Below are 15,558 nucleotides of genomic sequence, written 5' to 3'. Positions count from 1 at the left end.
GCGCATGACGACAGCCAAACGATGGACCTCGCAACTGCTTGCCATCGCCTTGCCCACGCTGCTCCTCGCAGCGCCGGTACAGGCGACCGTGACCACGGGCACGCCAACGGCCCTTCGCGGCGAAACAGATGGTGATGCCGAGGCCGATCGCCAAGCGGTCAGCCGCGAGATCGAGCGCTTTCGCAGCTCGTCGATCTCGATCAGCCAGGCTATGGCAATTGCCGAGGCCCGTCACGCCGGCGCAACCACCGCGGATGTGAGTTTTGACGGCGGCTCCGGCGTGCCGGTGTATCGGGTCAAGACCGTGCACAACGACCGGATCTGGCGCCACACCATCAATGCGAGGACCGGCGAGCTCGTCGGCGGCGAGGCCGCCCTCCCCCTTGCCGAGCTCGACCTCGAGGACCGCGATACTCTCGCAGCGCTCGGCGCGATCAGGCACCGCCTTGCGGATGCGGTACGCGTTGCCGAGCGTGCAGCCTCGGGCAAGGCGATCAGCGGCGGATTGATCCGCGAACGCGGTCGGCTGAATTTTTCGATCGTCGTCGTCAGCGGCGACGACCTCAAGGAGGTCACCCTCGAGCCACCCGGCGCCCGGGCCAAATAACTCCGCCACAATCCCGCCGAAAAGCCATTGACGGGCGCAAGACTCTCCCGCATAAGTCGCCGCCATGTTCACGACCGCCAAACGCACGACCAAAACCACCACGGCCTTCGGGGCCCGGGGAGGCGTGCGCGCGTAGTCGTCGACTAAAACGCATCAGCTCGACCGAAGCCCCGCCCTCGATGGTCCGGGGCTTTTTTGTTGTCTCAATCGATCTCAATGGAGGACACAGTGAGTAACGATCCCGTCGTCGCGATTGTCGGCGTCACCGGTGCGGTGGGCGCCGAATTCATCGCCACCATGGACAAGCGCGGCTTCCGCGTCGGCAAGCTCAAGGCGCTGGCGAGCGCCCGCTCGGCCGGCAAGACGGTGTCGTTCCGAGGGCAGAATATCGTCATCGAGGAGCTGACCGAGCGCGCCTTCGAGGGCGTCGACATCGCGCTGTTCTCGGCCGGCAGTGGCATCTCCAAGACGTTCGCGCCGATCGCGGTCAAGTCAGGCGCCGTCGTCGTCGACAACTCCTCCGCCTTCCGCATGGATCCGAACGTGCCGCTCGTGATCCCCGAGGTCAACGCTGGCCGCATTCGCGAGCACAAGGGCATCATCGCCAACCCGAACTGCGCCGCGATCACCGCGCTGGTGCCGCTCTGGCCGATCCACCAGAAGAACCGCATCAAGCGCGTCATCATCTCGACCTACCAGGCGGCTTCCGGCGCCGGCGCCGCCGCGATGGAGGAGCTCGTCGAATCCACCCGCGCCAACCTCAACGGGCAGGTCTATACGCCCAAGGTGATGCCGCATCCCTACGCCTTCAATCTCTTCAACCACAATACGGCAATCGACCCTGAAACCGGCTACAACGACGAAGAGACCAAGGTCATCAAGGAGACCCGCAAGATCTTCGAGGACGACAAGATCGCCATCGGCGTCACCTGCGTCCGCGTGCCGGTGCTGCGCGCGCACTGCGAGGCCATCACCTTCGAATGCGAGAAGCCGATCACCGAGGACCAGGTCCGCGCCATCATGGCGCAGGCGCCCGGCGTGAAGATCGTCGACGATCGCGCCAACAACTACTTCCCGATGCCGATCGACGCGTCGGGACAGGACGACGTCCTGGTCGGCCGCATCCGCAAGGACCTCAGCGATCCCAGTGGGCATTCGATCTCGATGTTCGTGGCCGCCGATCAGCTGCTCAAGGGCGCGGCGCTGAACGCCGTGCAGATCGCCGAGCTCTTGCCGCAGCGAGTGATGGCGTAACGGAAAGTGCGTAGGGTGGATTAGCCGAAGGCGTAATCCACCTCTTTAGTGTCCACGGGATGGAGAAGTGGTGGGTTACGCCTTGCTAACCCACCCTACAGCTCTGCCCGAAACAGCAAACACGCATCGCCATACGAGTAGAATCGGTAGCCGCTCGCGATCGCGTGTGCATAGGCCCGTTTCATCGTCTCCAGCCCCGAAAACGCCGACACCAACATGAAAAGCGTCGACTTCGGCAGGTGGAAATTCGTCATCAGCACGTCGACGGCGCGGAAGCGGTAGCCGGGCGTGATGAAGATCGAGGTCTCCGCTGCGAACGGCCGGATGATGCCGTCCTCGCTGGCCGCACTCTCCAGCAGCCGCAATGACGTGGTGCCGACAGCCACGATGCGGCCGCCGTTTCTCCGCGCGCTGTTGAGCCGCTCGGCCGTCTCGGCCGAGATCGTGCCCCACTCGGCATGCATCTTGTGGCCTTCGGTGTCGTCCGCCTTCACGGGAAGGAACGTCCCTGCCCCGACATGCAGCGTGACGCGGTTGACGCCGACGCCGCGCGCGTGCAGCGCCTGCTCCAGCGCCGGGGTGAAATGCAGCCCCGCGGTGGGAGCAGCGACTGCGCCTTCGTTGGCCGCGAACATGGTCTGGTAGTCGGTAAAATCCTGGTCGTCCGGCGTGCGCTTGGAGGCGATGTAGGGCGGCAGCGGCGGGCTGCCGAGATCGGCGATGGCCTGGTCGAGGGCGGGCCCGTGAAACGAGAACGACAGCGTCACCTCGCCCTCGGCGCCCTTGGCTTCGACCTCGGCATCGAGATGGCCGAGCAGGCAGACCTTGCCTTCGTTGCCGAAGCGGATGCGGTCGCCGGCCGTGAGCTTCTTCGCCGGCTTCACCAGCGCCTGCCAGCGCGAGCCGTCGAGCCGCTTGATCAGCGTCGCCTCGATCTTCGGCTCGGTCTCGCGGCCGATGCGGCGGCCCTTCAATTGCGCCGCGATCACCTTGGTGTCGTTGACGACGAGCTGGTCGCCCGACCTCAACCATTGCGGCAGATCGGCGATGGTCTGATCGCGCAGTGCGCCGTTCTCCACCACCAGCATCTTCGCGGAGTCGCGCGGGCTCGCCGGGCGCAACGCGATGCGCTCGGCGGGCAGGTCGAAATCGAAGAGGTCGGTGCGCATGGTCCGCTATTGCATCATTCCGGGGCGCGCAAGGCGCGAGCCCGGAATCTCGAGGTTCCGGGTTCGGCTCTACGAGCCGCCCCGGAACGACGACACATGCTTACTCCTTGTCGATGGCCATCCGCGCCTTGACGATCTTGTCGGGGTTCTGCACCGGCTCGCCGCGCTTGATCTTGTCGACGTTCTCCATGCCCTCGGTGACCTTGCCCCACACCGTGTACTGGTTGTCGAGAAAACGAGCATCGTCGAAGCAGATGAAGAATTGGCTGTCGCCGGAATCGGGGTTGGCGGCGCGCGCCATCGAGGCGGTGCCGCGCACATGCGGCTCCTTGTTGAATTCGGCCTTCAGCTTCTTGCCGGAGCCGCCGGTGCCGGTGCCGTGCGGGCAGCCGGTCTGCGCCATGAAGCCCTCGATGACACGGTGGAACACGATGCCGTCGTAGAATCCTTCGCGGACCAGCTCCTTGATGCGCGCAACATGGCCGGGCGCGAGGTCAGGCCGCATCTCGATGGTAACGGGGCCCTGCGTGGTCTCGAGGATAAGGGTGTTTTCGGTGACGCTCATGCTCGTCTCTCTTGTGTTGGAGGTGAAGTCTTGTCAGGTGACGTTTTGCGGTTGCGGAACTGGATCGCGAATGGACGTCCCGCGGCGGCGCCGGCCATTGCATCGGTAAATGGCATCGGCGTGCAGCGTTGCAACGCCTCCATCACCGCGATCCGGTATTGCAGCCGGTCATTGTCGGAGGCCTCCGCGGATTCATAGGTAATCCTCGGATGGCCCAGAATGTTTCCGGACCGGTTAAAGCTCACGACGACGGTGATGTCGAGTGGGCGAGCCTTGGTCGGCGGCGGCGGCTTCCAGCAGGTCCGCAAGTGCTCGAAGACCTCCTTGATGGTGTTGACCTGCGCGTCCTCCGCGGCCGCGCCACAAGTGCCAAGCAGCAGCGCCGCGGCAGCGAACACGAGCCTGTGGCCGCAGCGCGCCATCACCTCGGCTACTTGATGTCGGAGGCGACTTGCACCTTCACCATCTTGTCGGGATCAGTGACGGTGCCGCCGGGCGAGCCGGGCGGAGCCTTCTTCAGCTTGTCGACGACGTCCATGCCCTGCACCACCTCGCCGATTACGGTGTACTGGCCGTCGAGGCTGCCGCCATCGGCGAACATGATGAAGAACTGCGAGTTGGCGCTGTCGACGCTGTCGCCGCGCCGGGCCATGCCGACGATACCACGCGCGAAATGCACCTTGGAGAATTCCTGCTTCAGATTCGGATATTTCGAGCCGCCGGTGCCGTTGCCGTTCTGGCCGTCGCCAGTCTGGGCCATGAAGCCGTCCATGACGCGGTGGAACGGCACGTTGTTGTAGAAGCCTTCGCGCGCCAGCTGCTTGAGGCGTTCGGCGTGCTGGGGCGCGATGTCGGTGCGCAGCTTGATCACGATGCGGCCCTTGGTGGTGTCGATGACCAGCGCATTGGCCTTGTCGAGATTGGCCGGCAGCTGCTGCGCCATCGCCGGCGCCGTGCCCCAGGGGACGGCCACGAGCGCGACGAACATCGTGGCAAGAATTGCGAGACGACGGATCATGGAAACTCCGGATCAGGTGAGATGAAAAAGCGCGCCGTTATCCGGCGAATTTTGCCTTGAGCTGGAATGCAACGAGCGGCGGGACGAAGGCCGAGACATCTCCGCCCATGCCGGCGATCTGACGCACCAATGTGCCGGTAATCGGGCGCACCAGCGGAGAGGCCGGCAGGAAGACAGTTTGCACCTCGGGCGCCATGGTGCCGTTCATGCCGGCGAGTTGCATCTCGTAGTCGAGGTCAGTGCCGTCGCGCAGGCCCCGGATCATGATGGTCGCACCGTATTTGCGCGCCGCGGTGACCGCGAGATCGTCATAGGTCACGGCCTCGAGCGTGCAGCCGACTTGGGCTGCCACCGGCCCGCAGACGTCATGGAGCATCTTGAGCCGCTCCTCGCTCGAAAACAGCGGCTTCTTGCCGGGATGGATCCCCACCGCGACCACCAGCCGGTCGCACAAGAGGACGCTGCTCCGGACCACGTCCAGATGGCCGTTGGTGATGGGGTCGAAGGAACCGGGGTAGAACGCAATGCGCGGCATAGCCACGTCCTACCGCGCCCGGCCCGGCCCGGCAAGCCGGGCAGGTCCCCTGCCCGTTCGCTGCGGATTCTGCGGCCTATCCTGTCGGCAGCGGCTCGTTTGTTTCGTCCTTGGGGCGGCCACGAAACAAAACGGAGCGGGAACGAAACCATTTCCGGCTTCCGCGAAGACGTCCGGAAACTGGCCATGGTTACTAATCCGCCCAACAAACGGCGGGCCGCACAACCGGGCGTCGCGGCCGCATCACAGGGGACCGTCAATGATCAAGACCATCTCGGCCATCGGTGTTGCTGCGTGTGTTGCTGCCGCCCTCACCCTCCTGCCCGGCTTTGCCCCGACCGTCGAGGCCAGCGTCCCGCAGCCGCTTGCCAAGAGCGACCGTCTCGATATCCGCACCATCGGCAAGGACTGCTCGCAGCAGGCTTGGCCGAACTTCGAAGCCTCGTGCCTGCGCCGCGCCGGCACCAAGGCCAATGTCCGCGAGGCGCGCCTCGTGACCGCCGACCGCACGCCCTAATTGCGGTTGTCAGCTCCGCGTCAGGGAGGCTTCCTGATATAAATTTCATGGATATTTGCGACGTCTCGTCGCAGACTGTCTGATGTTCGCGTCCGTCGGACTGGCCCGCCGGGCGCGATCCCATCAGGGGGTCGCCATTGTCCAGTACGCCCGCAATCGCCTCCGGCCACCATCCTGATCCGCTGCCGCTTGCCATGACCATGGGCGCCCTTGGGGTGGTCTATGGCGATATCGGCACCAGCCCTCTTTACGCGCTTAAGGAAGCCGCCAAGGCGGCGGCTCATGGCGGAACGCTAAGTCACGAGGCGGTCCTCGGCGTTGCATCGCTGATCCTCTGGGCCCTGCTGCTGATCATCTCACTGAAATACGCGTTGCTGATCCTGCGCGCGGACAACCGCGGCGAAGGCGGCATCGTTGCGCTGCTGGCCCTGCTGCATGCCCGGCACGCCCAGCCGGGCACTTGGCGCGCGCATCTGCTTGTGGTCGGGCTCATCGGCGCCGCTCTGCTCTATGGCGACGGCGCCATCACGCCGGCGATCTCGGTGCTATCAGCCATCGAAGGCCTCAAGGTCGACGCTCCTTCGCTCTCGCCTGTTGTCGTGCCCATCACGATCGCCATCCTGGTCGGCCTGTTCATCATGCAGAAGCAGGGCACCGGCTTCATCGGCCGCATTTTCGGCCCGGTGATGCTGGCCTGGTTCGCGGTCTTGGCCGCGCTCGGCATCCACGGCATCATCAAGGCCCCGGCCGTGCTGGCCGCGCTCAGCCCGCTCTACGCGTTCGACTTCCTGATTCATCAGGATTTCCACGTCTCGTTCGCGATCCTCGGTGCCGCCTTCCTCGCGGTGACCGGCGGCGAAGCGATGTATGCCGACATGGGCCATTTCGGCCGCCTGCCGATCCGGCTCGCCTGGTTTGCGATCTGCCTGCCTGCGCTGGTGCTGAACTATTTCGGCCAGGCCGCGCTGCTGATCACCGATCCCGCGATGATCGAGAACCCGTTCTTTCAGCTCTGCCCCGACGCCCTGCATTATCCGCTGGTCGCGTTCTCGGCCGTGGCGACCGTGATCGCTTCGCAGGCGATCATCTCCGGCGTGTTCTCGCTGACGCAGCAATCGATCCAGCTCGGCTTCCTGCCGCGCATGCAGATCCGCCACACCCAGAGTGACGCGATCGGCCAGATCTACGTGCCGCTGGTGAACTGGCTGCTCGCGGCCGCAACCTTGGGCGCAGTTCTGAGCTTCGGCTCCTCGGACGCTCTCGCCGGGGCCTATGGCATCGCGGTGTCGCTGCTGATGGCGATCACCACGCTGCTCGCCGCACTGGTCGCGATCCAGTGGGGCTTTTCGCCCTGGCTCGTCGTGGCTGTGAACGGCTTCTTCTTCGTCATCGATCTGATCTTCTTCGCCGCGAACTCGATCAAGCTATTCGAGGGCGGCTGGTTTCCGCTTCTGCTCGCCGGCCTCGTGGCCTTCCTGATGCTGACCTGGCGTGCTGGCGTGAAGCTGGTCGAAGCTGCGCGCGCCCGGCTGCGCCAGCCCGAGGAGGACCTGATCGAGACCGCCGTGAACAAGTGCCGCGCCAGGTTGCCCGGGACCGCCGCGTTCCTGGCGTCCGCGCCACGGGGCGTGCCGCTCGCGCTGACCCAGTTCGTCAAGCACAACCACGTGCTGCACGAGCGCGTGCTGCTGGTGACGGTGCTGATCGAGGAGTCTCCGCACATCCCGGACGAGGAGCGCGCCGAGGTGATCGAGATCATCCCCGGCATCACACGCGTCATCCTGCACTACGGCTTCATGCAGAACCCCACGATCTACGAGGGATTGGGGCTCGTCTGCCGCCAAGGCAAGCTGCCCGGCATCGATCTCGCCGATGTCACCTATTATGTCGGCCGCGAGACCATCATCCCGCGCGAGGACGTGCCTGGCATGTGGGTGTGGCGCGAAGGCCTGTTCGCCTTCCTCCAGCGCAACGCCGAACGCTCCGCCGCATTCTTCGGCGTGCCGACCAGGCAGGTAGTGGAGTTCGGTACGGAGCTGGAGATCTAGCGAATGGCGAATGGCCGATAGCGAACGGACAATGCTCCATTCGCTATCCGCCCTCACTATTCGCCATTGCCATTGCCGTTGCCGTTCTCGGCCTCTTCGGTGATGTGCTCGACCGAGACGACGTGCTCGTCCTCGGCGGTGTCGAACACGATCACGCCCTGCGTCGAGCGGCCAGCAATGCGGATGCCTTCGACCGGGCAGCGGATCAGCTGGCCCTTGTCGGTGACGAGCATGATCTGGTCCGCATCCTCCACGGGGAAGGACGCGACGAGGTTGCCGTTGCGGCTGTTGACGCTCATGGCGACGATGCCTTTGCCGCCGCGCCCCGTGGTGCGGTACTCGTAGGACGAGGTCCGCTTGCCGTAGCCGTTGACGGAGACGGTCAGCACCACCTGCTCCTGCGCCGACATCTCGACATAACGCTCCTGGGCGAGCTGGAAGCTGCCGGAGGTCTCCTCGGCCTCGGTATCCGCCGCCGCCTCGTCAGCCGCCGCTTCGCCGGCGACCGCGCGGCGCATCTTCAGGTAAGCTGAACGCTCGTCGGAGGTGGTCTCGACATGGCGCAGGATCGCCAGCGAGATTACCTTGTCGCCCTCGCCGAGCGCAATGCCACGCACGCCCATCGAGGTGCGCCCGGTGAATACGCGCACGTCGGGGACCGGGAAGCGGATGCACTGGCCGCCGGCAGCGGTCAGCAGCACGTCATCGCGCTCGGTGCAGATCTGGACGTCGACGATCGCTTCGCCGTCGTCGAGCTTCATGGCGATGATGCCGGAGCGGCGGACGTCGACGAAGTCGGACAGCTTGTTGCGCCGGACATTGCCGCCCGTCGTCGCGAACATCACGTCGAGCTGGCCCCAGGTGGACTCGTCTTCGGGCAGCGGCATGATGGTGGTGATGCGCTCGCCCTGTTCCAGCGGCAGGATATTGATCATCGCCTTGCCGCGCGCGTTGGGAGCTGCCATCGGCAGCCGCCAGACCTTCTCCTTGTAGACCTGGCCGCGCGAGGAGAAGAACAGCACCGGAGTATGAGTCGAGGCCACAAAGAGCCGGCTGACGAAATCCTCGTCGCGGGTCTGCATGCCGGCGCGGCCCTTGCCGCCGCGGCGCTGGGCCCGATAGGCCGACAGCGGCACGCGCTTGACGTAGCCGGCGTGCGAGACGGTGACGACCATGTCCTCGCGCTGGATCAGGTCCTCGTCCTCGACCTCGCCCTCCTGCTCCATGATCACGGTCTTGCGCGGCGTGGCGAACTCCGCCTTCACCTCCGCAAGCTCAGTCTTGATGATGTCGAGGATGCGCCCACGCGAGCGCAGGATCTCGAGATAATCGCCGATCTCGCCGGCAAGCTTTGCCAGTTCCTCGCCGATTTCGTCGCGGCCGAGCGCGGTGAGGCGTGCGAGGCGCAGCTCGAGGATCGCCCTCGCCTGCTCCAGCGACAGGCGGATGGTGCCGTCCTCGTTGATGCGATGGCGGGGATCGTCGATCAGCGTGATGATGTCCTCGACGTCGCGCGCCGGCCAGTCGCGCGTCATCAGGGTTTCGCGGGCAGCCGCCGGTGTCGGCGAGTGCCTGATGACCTTGATGATCTCGTCGATATTGGCGACTGCGATGGCAAGCCCGACCTGCTCATGCGCGCGCTCGCGCGCCTTGCGCAGCTTGTACTTGGTCCGGCGGGTGACGACCTGTTCGCGGAAACCGACGAAGATCGTCAGCATGTCCTTCAGGTTCATCGTCTGCGGACGACCACTGTCGAGCGCGACGGCGTTGACGCCGAAGCTCGTTTGCAGCGGCGTGAACTTGTAGAGCTGATTGAGCACCACGTCGGGCACGGCATCGCGCTTGAGCTCGACCACGACGCGGTAGCCGTCGCGATCGGATTCGTCGCGCAGGTCGGCGATGCCCTCGATCTTCTTTTCCTTGTAGAGCTCGGCGATGCGCTCGACCATCGTCGCCTTGTTCACCTGATAGGGGATCTCGGTGATGACGATCGCCTCGCGCTCCTTGCGGATCGTCTCGAAGGTGACCTTGCCGCGCATCACGATGGAGCCACGGCCGAGGTGATAGGCGCTGCGGATGCCCTGGCGTCCCAGGATGATGCCGCCGGTGGGGAAATCCGGGCCGGGGATGATGTTGTTGAGCTCGTCGATCGTCAGCGCCGGATTGTCGATCAACGCGAGGCAGGCATCGATCACCTCGCCGAGATTGTGCGGCGGAATGTTAGTGGCCATGCCGACGGCAATGCCGCCGGCGCCATTGACGAGCAGGTTCGGGAACCGCGCCGGCAAAACCACCGGCTCCTTGGTGGAACCGTCGTAGTTATCCTGAAAGTCGACGGTTTCGTTATCGATGTCGTCGAGCAGCTTCAGCGCGATCTTGGCCAGGCGCGACTCGGTGTAGCGCATCGCCGCCGGCGGATCGCCGTCGACGGAGCCGAAATTGCCCTGCCCGTCGACCAGCAGCTCGCGCATCGAGAAAGGCTGCGCCATGCGCACCAACGCATCATAGATCGCCTGGTCGCCATGCGGATGGTATTGGCCCATGACGTCGCCGACGATACCGGCCGACTTCTTGTGCTTCTTGTCGGGCGTGTAGCCTTTCTCGTTCATCGCGAACAGGATGCGGCGATGCACCGGCTTCAGGCCGTCGCGTGCATCGGGCAGCGCGCGCGACACGATCACGCTCATGGCGTAATCGAGGTAGGACTTCTTCATCTCGTCGAGGATGGAGACGGGGCGAATGTCCGAGGGTTGCGCCGGCTGGTCGCCGGGCTTGTTGTCGTCGTCAGCCAAGGGGAAATCCGGTGAGGTTTATCTGGGAATCATATAGCGCATCGACGCCCCGATAACCACCCTTACGGCCCGTCCCAAGGTGCTTTTTCCGCTCATTCTTCCAATAACTTAAGCCCCTGCGACCGCCACTTGGGCGGCTTCCGGAGCAGCTTGCAGGAATTGCGCTTTGGCCCCTGTCAAACCGGGCGGCAGGAGCCCCGGCGAGCCCGCTGGCCGGGCGCGATCCGAGTTCATCCCAAACGTGAAGCGGGCCCGGAAGTCCCGAGCCCGTCCCGCCGATTAGTACGATCTGCTGACCTCGCGTGGAACGCGCCGCCCGATCCGGCCCGTTGTCGCGGGGTGGCCCGCCTCAGAACGGGATATCGTCGTCCATGTCGCTGTTGCGGCCACCGCCGCCGGCAGCCACGGGAAGGCGCGGCGCGCTGCTGACGGGACCCGAGGAGCCGAAATCGCCGCCCGGCTCGTCGCCGAAGCTGCCGCCTCCTCCGCCCCCGCCGCGACCATCGAGCATCGTCAGCGTCGAGTTGAAGCCCTGCAGCACGACCTCGGTGGAGTACTTCTCAACGCCGCTCTGGTCGGTCCATTTGCGGGTCTGCAGCGCGCCCTCGATGTAAACCTTGGCGCCCTTCTTCAGGTACTGCTCGGCGACCTTGCAGAGACCTTCGTTGAAGATCACCACGCGGTGCCACTCGGTCTTTTCCTTGCGTTCGCCGCTGTTCTTGTCGCGCCAGGTCTCCGAGGTGGCGATGCTCAAATTCGCGATCGGCCGCCCGTCCTGGGTGCGGCGGATTTCGGGGTCCTTGCCGAGGTTTCCAACCAGAATGACCTTGTTGACGCTTCCCGCCATCGCCGCTCTCCACTCCAAATGCCATTGAATGTCAAAAGGCCGAACCCGCCCGCCGCGAAGCTCCGCCGCCCCGTTGAGCCGACCTATACGCTCGCGCGGGGTGATCAGCCCGTCGCCCCTCAGGTTATCCCCACATATAGCATCAGCCCTTGGCTTGTTCCAGATTTGTTCTTGTGCAGATCGCACTCAACGCGCGGCAGGACCGGGCGGAGGTGGCGTCAAAAATAGCAAGCGTCGGATGGAACTTTTTCCGGTTCCCGGCAACGGGCAAAAGCGCTTAACATTCATCAAGTTAGAAACGCCTCAGATGGTCCCTGACTGTTGCATTTCGGAGACGGACTCTGCCTCACCATTGAGCTACGGTTGCCTTGGAATTGAGTCCATATGGGCGTCGCGCCTGATCAACCGTTTCGGGGACTTCGAGAAGCGGACGAAACTGGGGAGACTGCAATGAATAAGATTTTGTTTGGTGCAATCAGTGCAATAGCGTTGGGCCTGTCGGCTCCCGCAAGCGCGGCGGATCTCGCGGCGCGTCCCTACACCAAGGCTCCGGCACCGGTGGTGGCGACCGTTTACGACTGGAGCGGCTTCTACATCGGCATCAACGGTGGCTGGGGTACGAGCCGCAATTGTTGGGATTTCGTGACACCGGTCGTCGGCACGCTGATCACAGACGGCTGCCATGACGCGTCGGGCGGCACGGTCGGCGGTCAAATCGGATATCGTTGGCAATCCGCCAACTGGGTGTTTGGCCTGGAAGGCCAGGGCAACTGGGCTGACTTCAGCGGAAACAACATCAGCCCGACTGCCCCGGGTCAGCAGAACCGTACCCGGATCGATGCCTTCGGCCTGATTACCGGCCAGGTCGGCTATGCCTGGAATAACGTTCTGTTCTACGTAAAGGGTGGTGGCGCGGTCGTGGGCGACAAATACGACCTCATCGTCGCGCCAGGTTTCGTGGGTGCAGGCACTACCTTCGGATCGGCCCGGGAAACCCGCTGGGGCGGAACGGTCGGCGCCGGTCTCGAATTTGGCTTCGCTCCAAACTGGTCGGTGGGCGTCGAGTACGATCACATCTTCCTCGGCAGTCGTAACGTCGACTTCACCCTCGGCGGCGTTCTCGTCCAGACCGAACGCGTCCGCCAGGACGTCGATATGGGTCTCGTTCGTATCAATTATCGCTGGGGTGGCCCGGTCATCGCGAAGTACTGATATCCATCAGACATCATTCAGAGATCAAAGGCCGGCTTTGCGCCGGCCTTTTTTTTTGCGTGATCCCGAGCTGCGACAATCTGCCAGCAATTATGACGTTTTGCAGCTGTTGTGGCTTTTGAGAGACACAACTTGCGGATTTGGTGGTGTAAGCACGGCGCCAGTTGGACCACGGCGTCCGATACCCTTCTGCACGCGGAAGGCAACAACAGAAACTGGGACTGGGATTTTGGTTGAAATGAAGAAAGTTTTGTTGGCTTCGGCCTGTTTGTTCGCTCTGGCTGCCCCCGCGTCGGCGGCTGATCTCGCGGCCCGCCCGTACACCAAGGCTCCGGTGGCAGTGGCCTCGGTCTACAACTGGACCGGCTTCTATCTCGGTATCGTCGGCGGCGGCGCCTGGGAAAACGCTTCGGGCGACCCGAAGATGAAGGGTGGCTTCGTCGGCGGCACCGCCGGCTACAACTGGCAGACCGGCAACGTCGTGTTCGGCATCGAGGCCGACGGCGCCTGGGCTGACGTCAGCGCCACGGCGACCGGCGCGACCGCTGTCCCCGGCTTCGGCGTTGTGACCGCAACCGCCAGCTCGAAGACCGACGCGATGGGCACTGTGCGTGGCCGCATCGGCTGGGCCGTCAACAACGTCCTGCTCTACGGCACGGGCGGCTACGCCTGGATCGACAACAAGATCACCCTCTCGGCGCTCGGCGTGAGCGCGTCGGACAGCAAGTGGCACTCCGGCTGGACCGTCGGCGCGGGCGTCGAAGCGTTCATCGCGCCGCAGTGGTCGATCAAGGGCGAATACCTGTATCGCAGCCTCGGCGGCGAGACCTACTTCGCCGGCGCCCTGCCCACCGGCACGCTCAACTTCCACACCGTGCAGGTCGGCGTGAACTATCACTTCGGCGGCCCGATCGTCGCGAAGTACTGAGCTTCGTCTCACGACCGACGTCATATCGTCACGAAAGGCCGGCCTCGCGCCGGCCTTTTTGTTGTGTGCCGAGTATGAACGACAGCTTGGAGGTGGAAGTCCTCTATCCAGCCTGATGGCGGCGAAGGATTAGCGAAGCGCAAGGGCGTCACCGCGAGGTGGGGTCTGAAGAAAGCGTGGAGCAAAGCCGCGGCCCGATGGACAAACACCGGATAACGAGGCCTACCCGGCCGGACGAGCGAGCAACTGATCGCGAAGTCCAGGGTCATCAAGGGTCGGGGTGGTAAATTCGGCGGGCGCGCGGTGAAGGCGGTCGGTCTTACCTCGGGAGGTCTGCGTTGTGTCCCGGCAACGGGACTGAGGTCGTCGTAAGGCGGCCCGACCGCAGCGCAGAAGTCAGCTGAGGGCATAGTAGGTGGCGTGTGCCGCCGAAGGCCCGAACGGTGGAAGTGGTTAGTAGAGCAACGATCTCGCGCGAGCCATGCGGCAGAAGAATCAGGTCGAACTGAACTTGGGCACCGGAGCAGGCGGTGAAGCCGCAAGCTCCGCCGCCGGAGAGACCGAAGCAAGCGCGGTGAGAGCCAGCCTCGAACGCCCGGCGGTCGCAGGACCGTCGATGGAAGTAGTCGTCGAGCGTGAGAATCTGCAAGCAGCATTGGCGCAAGTGAAGCGCAACAAGGGTGCGGCAGGCGTCGATGGGATGACCGTCGGCGAGCTATCGGCCTATCTGAAGGAGCACTGGCTCACGATCCGCGCCCAGTTGCTTGACGGCACCTATAAGCCACAGCCGGTGCGGCGGGTGGAGATACCGAAGGCGTCGGGCGGCCTGCGGCCGCTCGGCATCCCGACGGTGCTCGACCGCTTCATCCAGCAGGCGGTGATGCAGGTGTTGCAGGCAGATTGGGACGGAACGTTCTCCGAGGCGAGCTTCGGCTTCCGGCCGACCCGCTCGGCGCATCAGGCGGTGGAACGGGCGCAGACCTACATCGCATCCGGTTACGCCGTCGTCGTCGACATCGATCTGGAAAAGTTCTTCGACCGGGTCAACCACGACATCCTGATGGGGCTCATTGCCAAACGGGTCGCTGACAAGCGCCTCCTCAAGCTCATCCGTGGCTTCTTGACTGCGGGTGTGATGGAGGCAGGGCTGGTCAGCCCGACGGAGGAGGGTACGCCGCAAGGCGGACCGCTCTCGCCGCTGTTGTCGAACCTGATGCTGGATGTGCTGGACAAGGAACTGGAGAAACGCGGCCATCGCTTCGTGCGCTACGCCGACGACTGCAATATCTATGTACGCAGTCAGAAGGCGGGCGAGCGGGTGTTGGCCGGCCTCGAACGGTTCCTCGAAAAGCACCTCAAGCTCAAGATCAACAAGGCCAAGAGTGCGGTCGCCAAACCGAGCGTTCGCAAGTTCCTGGGCTTCAGCTTTACCGGCGGAAGTGAACCACCGCGACGGCGCATCGCGCCGCAGGCGCTCGCCCGCTTCAAGGTAAAAGTTCTGGAGCTGACGCGACGCACGTGCGGTCGAAGCCTCGTGCAGATTACCAAGGAGTTGTCAGCCTACCTGATCGGGTGGCGCGGCTACTTCGGCTTCTGCCAAACCCCGTCGGTGTTGCGCGTGCTTGACCGGTGGATCAGGCGGCGGCTGCGCGCCGTCGTCTGGAAGCAATGGAAGTATGGACCCGCTCGCTTCGCCGAGCTGCGACGCCGTGGCGTCGGCCGGGATCTGGCAGCGCAAACTGCCGGCGCCCCGCATGGCCCTTGGCGGCTCGCGAACAGCCCCGCGCTCGCCATTGCTCTGCCAAATAGCTTCTTCGCTTCGCTCGGCTTGGCTTCCGTCACGGGACAGTGGCCTGCATAATCCGCCGAACCGCCGTATACGGACCCGTATGTACGGTGGTGTGGGAGGGGAGGAGTCGCGAGACTCCCCCCTATCCCGATTTTCGCGCGCCGCTGATTGGCGCCGGTCACGTGCGGATTCCCCAAACCCGCACTCGACCGCGAACGAAGGGCCGACGCTTCGCCTGTTCCAGATCCCTCACTCCTGCCAGATGCCGCCAGCGCGC

General features: G+C 64.4%; 14 protein-coding genes. 7 read left to right on the top strand and 7 right to left on the bottom strand.

All coding sequences use genetic code 11. The features are described from left to right. Nucleotides 1-4 precede the first annotated feature (4 nt). Nucleotides 5-607: a PepSY domain-containing protein gene (locus tag ACVWY3_RS10450; protein ID WP_456838364.1), complete on the top strand. Its 603-nt coding sequence runs from the start codon at nucleotides 5-7 to the stop codon at nucleotides 605-607. A gap of 216 nt (nucleotides 608-823) precedes the next feature. Next, a complete protein-coding gene (locus ACVWY3_RS10445) occupies nucleotides 824-1,861 on the top strand; it encodes an aspartate-semialdehyde dehydrogenase (protein WP_456838363.1) in 1,038 nt (345 codons plus the stop codon). A gap of 95 nt (nucleotides 1,862-1,956) precedes the next feature. Here ACVWY3_RS10445 and queA read toward each other — a convergent pair whose 3' ends face one another. From queA to coaD, 5 genes are all read right to left on the bottom strand, one after another. Beyond that, nucleotides 1,957-3,030, bottom strand: coding sequence for a tRNA preQ1(34) S-adenosylmethionine ribosyltransferase-isomerase QueA (gene queA / locus ACVWY3_RS10440; protein WP_456838362.1), 1,074 nt, complete (start codon nucleotides 3,028-3,030; stop codon nucleotides 1,957-1,959). Nucleotides 3,031-3,130: 100 nt separating this feature from the next. Continuing rightward, nucleotides 3,131-3,595, bottom strand: a complete 465-nt coding sequence (locus ACVWY3_RS10435; protein ID WP_194461990.1) for a peptidylprolyl isomerase — start codon at nucleotides 3,593-3,595, stop codon at nucleotides 3,131-3,133. Further along, the gene (locus ACVWY3_RS10430) at nucleotides 3,592-4,017 is read right to left on the bottom strand and encodes a hypothetical protein (RefSeq protein WP_456838361.1); all 426 of its coding nucleotides are present in this window, start codon (nucleotides 4,015-4,017) and stop codon (nucleotides 3,592-3,594) included. Before ACVWY3_RS10430 ends, ACVWY3_RS10435 begins: the two co-directional genes overlap by 4 nt. 8 nt (nucleotides 4,018-4,025) lie before the next feature. Beyond that, nucleotides 4,026-4,613: a peptidylprolyl isomerase gene (locus tag ACVWY3_RS10425; protein WP_456838360.1), complete on the bottom strand. Its 588-nt coding sequence runs from the start codon at nucleotides 4,611-4,613 to the stop codon at nucleotides 4,026-4,028. 37 nt (nucleotides 4,614-4,650) lie between these two features. Then, nucleotides 4,651-5,148, bottom strand: a complete 498-nt coding sequence (gene coaD / locus ACVWY3_RS10420; RefSeq protein WP_456838359.1) for a pantetheine-phosphate adenylyltransferase — start codon at nucleotides 5,146-5,148, stop codon at nucleotides 4,651-4,653. A 259-nt stretch (nucleotides 5,149-5,407) separates the two neighbouring features. Between coaD and ACVWY3_RS10415 the strand changes: the two genes are divergently transcribed. Further along, the gene (locus ACVWY3_RS10415; RefSeq protein ID WP_456838358.1) at nucleotides 5,408-5,665 is read left to right on the top strand and encodes a hypothetical protein; all 258 of its coding nucleotides are present in this window, start codon (nucleotides 5,408-5,410) and stop codon (nucleotides 5,663-5,665) included. A 194-nt stretch (nucleotides 5,666-5,859) separates the two neighbouring features. Next, nucleotides 5,860-7,713: a potassium transporter Kup gene (locus ACVWY3_RS10410; RefSeq protein WP_456843332.1), complete on the top strand. Its 1,854-nt coding sequence runs from the start codon at nucleotides 5,860-5,862 to the stop codon at nucleotides 7,711-7,713. 56 nt (nucleotides 7,714-7,769) lie between these two features. Here ACVWY3_RS10410 and gyrA read toward each other — a convergent pair whose 3' ends face one another. Further along, complete coding sequence (gene gyrA, locus ACVWY3_RS10405; RefSeq protein WP_456838357.1) at nucleotides 7,770-10,505, bottom strand: DNA gyrase subunit A; 2,736 nt, start codon at nucleotides 10,503-10,505, stop codon at nucleotides 7,770-7,772. 349 nt (nucleotides 10,506-10,854) lie between these two features. Beyond that, nucleotides 10,855-11,352: a single-stranded DNA-binding protein gene (locus ACVWY3_RS10400; protein WP_456838356.1), complete on the bottom strand. Its 498-nt coding sequence runs from the start codon at nucleotides 11,350-11,352 to the stop codon at nucleotides 10,855-10,857. Nucleotides 11,353-11,802: 450 nt separating this feature from the next. Between ACVWY3_RS10400 and ACVWY3_RS10395 the strand changes: the two genes are divergently transcribed. The 3 genes from ACVWY3_RS10395 to ltrA all read left to right on the top strand — a co-directional run bounded on the left by ACVWY3_RS10395 (nucleotide 11,803) and on the right by ltrA (nucleotide 15,353). Next, nucleotides 11,803-12,564 carry an outer membrane protein gene (locus ACVWY3_RS10395; RefSeq protein ID WP_456838355.1) on the top strand — a complete coding sequence of 254 codons (762 nt, stop codon included), beginning with the start codon at nucleotides 11,803-11,805 and terminating at the stop codon, nucleotides 12,562-12,564. A 238-nt stretch (nucleotides 12,565-12,802) separates the two neighbouring features. Then, the gene (locus tag ACVWY3_RS10390) at nucleotides 12,803-13,492 is read left to right on the top strand and encodes an outer membrane protein (RefSeq protein WP_456838354.1); all 690 of its coding nucleotides are present in this window, start codon (nucleotides 12,803-12,805) and stop codon (nucleotides 13,490-13,492) included. Between the two features lie 481 nt (nucleotides 13,493-13,973). Then, nucleotides 13,974-15,353, top strand: coding sequence for a group II intron reverse transcriptase/maturase (ltrA, locus tag ACVWY3_RS10385; protein ID WP_456837647.1), 1,380 nt, complete (start codon nucleotides 13,974-13,976; stop codon nucleotides 15,351-15,353). Nucleotides 15,354-15,558 lie beyond the last annotated feature (205 nt).

This window comes from Bradyrhizobium sp. USDA 4486 (assembly GCF_054057995.1).
This window is presented reverse-complemented; position numbering and strand designations above follow the sequence as displayed.

Coding starts and splice junctions, on each gene's coding strand:
- ACVWY3_RS10450 (WP_456838364.1), top strand. CDS start 5: ATGACGACAGCCAAACGATGGACCTCGCAACTGCTTGCCATCGCCTTG.
- ACVWY3_RS10445 (WP_456838363.1), top strand. CDS start 824: ATGGAGGACACAGTGAGTAACGATCCCGTCGTCGCGATTGTCGGCGTC.
- queA (WP_456838362.1), bottom strand. CDS start 3,030: ATGCGCACCGACCTCTTCGATTTCGACCTGCCCGCCGAGCGCATCGCG.
- ACVWY3_RS10435 (WP_194461990.1), bottom strand. CDS start 3,595: ATGAGCGTCACCGAAAACACCCTTATCCTCGAGACCACGCAGGGCCCC.
- ACVWY3_RS10430 (WP_456838361.1), bottom strand. CDS start 4,017: ATGGCGCGCTGCGGCCACAGGCTCGTGTTCGCTGCCGCGGCGCTGCTG.
- ACVWY3_RS10425 (WP_456838360.1), bottom strand. CDS start 4,613: ATGATCCGTCGTCTCGCAATTCTTGCCACGATGTTCGTCGCGCTCGTG.
- coaD (WP_456838359.1), bottom strand. CDS start 5,148: ATGCCGCGCATTGCGTTCTACCCCGGTTCCTTCGACCCCATCACCAAC.
- ACVWY3_RS10415 (WP_456838358.1), top strand. CDS start 5,408: ATGATCAAGACCATCTCGGCCATCGGTGTTGCTGCGTGTGTTGCTGCC.
- ACVWY3_RS10410 (WP_456843332.1), top strand. CDS start 5,860: ATGACCATGGGCGCCCTTGGGGTGGTCTATGGCGATATCGGCACCAGC.
- ACVWY3_RS10400 (WP_456838356.1), bottom strand. CDS start 11,352: ATGGCGGGAAGCGTCAACAAGGTCATTCTGGTTGGAAACCTCGGCAAG.
- ACVWY3_RS10395 (WP_456838355.1), top strand. CDS start 11,803: ATGAATAAGATTTTGTTTGGTGCAATCAGTGCAATAGCGTTGGGCCTG.
- ACVWY3_RS10390 (WP_456838354.1), top strand. CDS start 12,803: ATGAAGAAAGTTTTGTTGGCTTCGGCCTGTTTGTTCGCTCTGGCTGCC.
- ltrA (WP_456837647.1), top strand. CDS start 13,974: ATGCGGCAGAAGAATCAGGTCGAACTGAACTTGGGCACCGGAGCAGGC.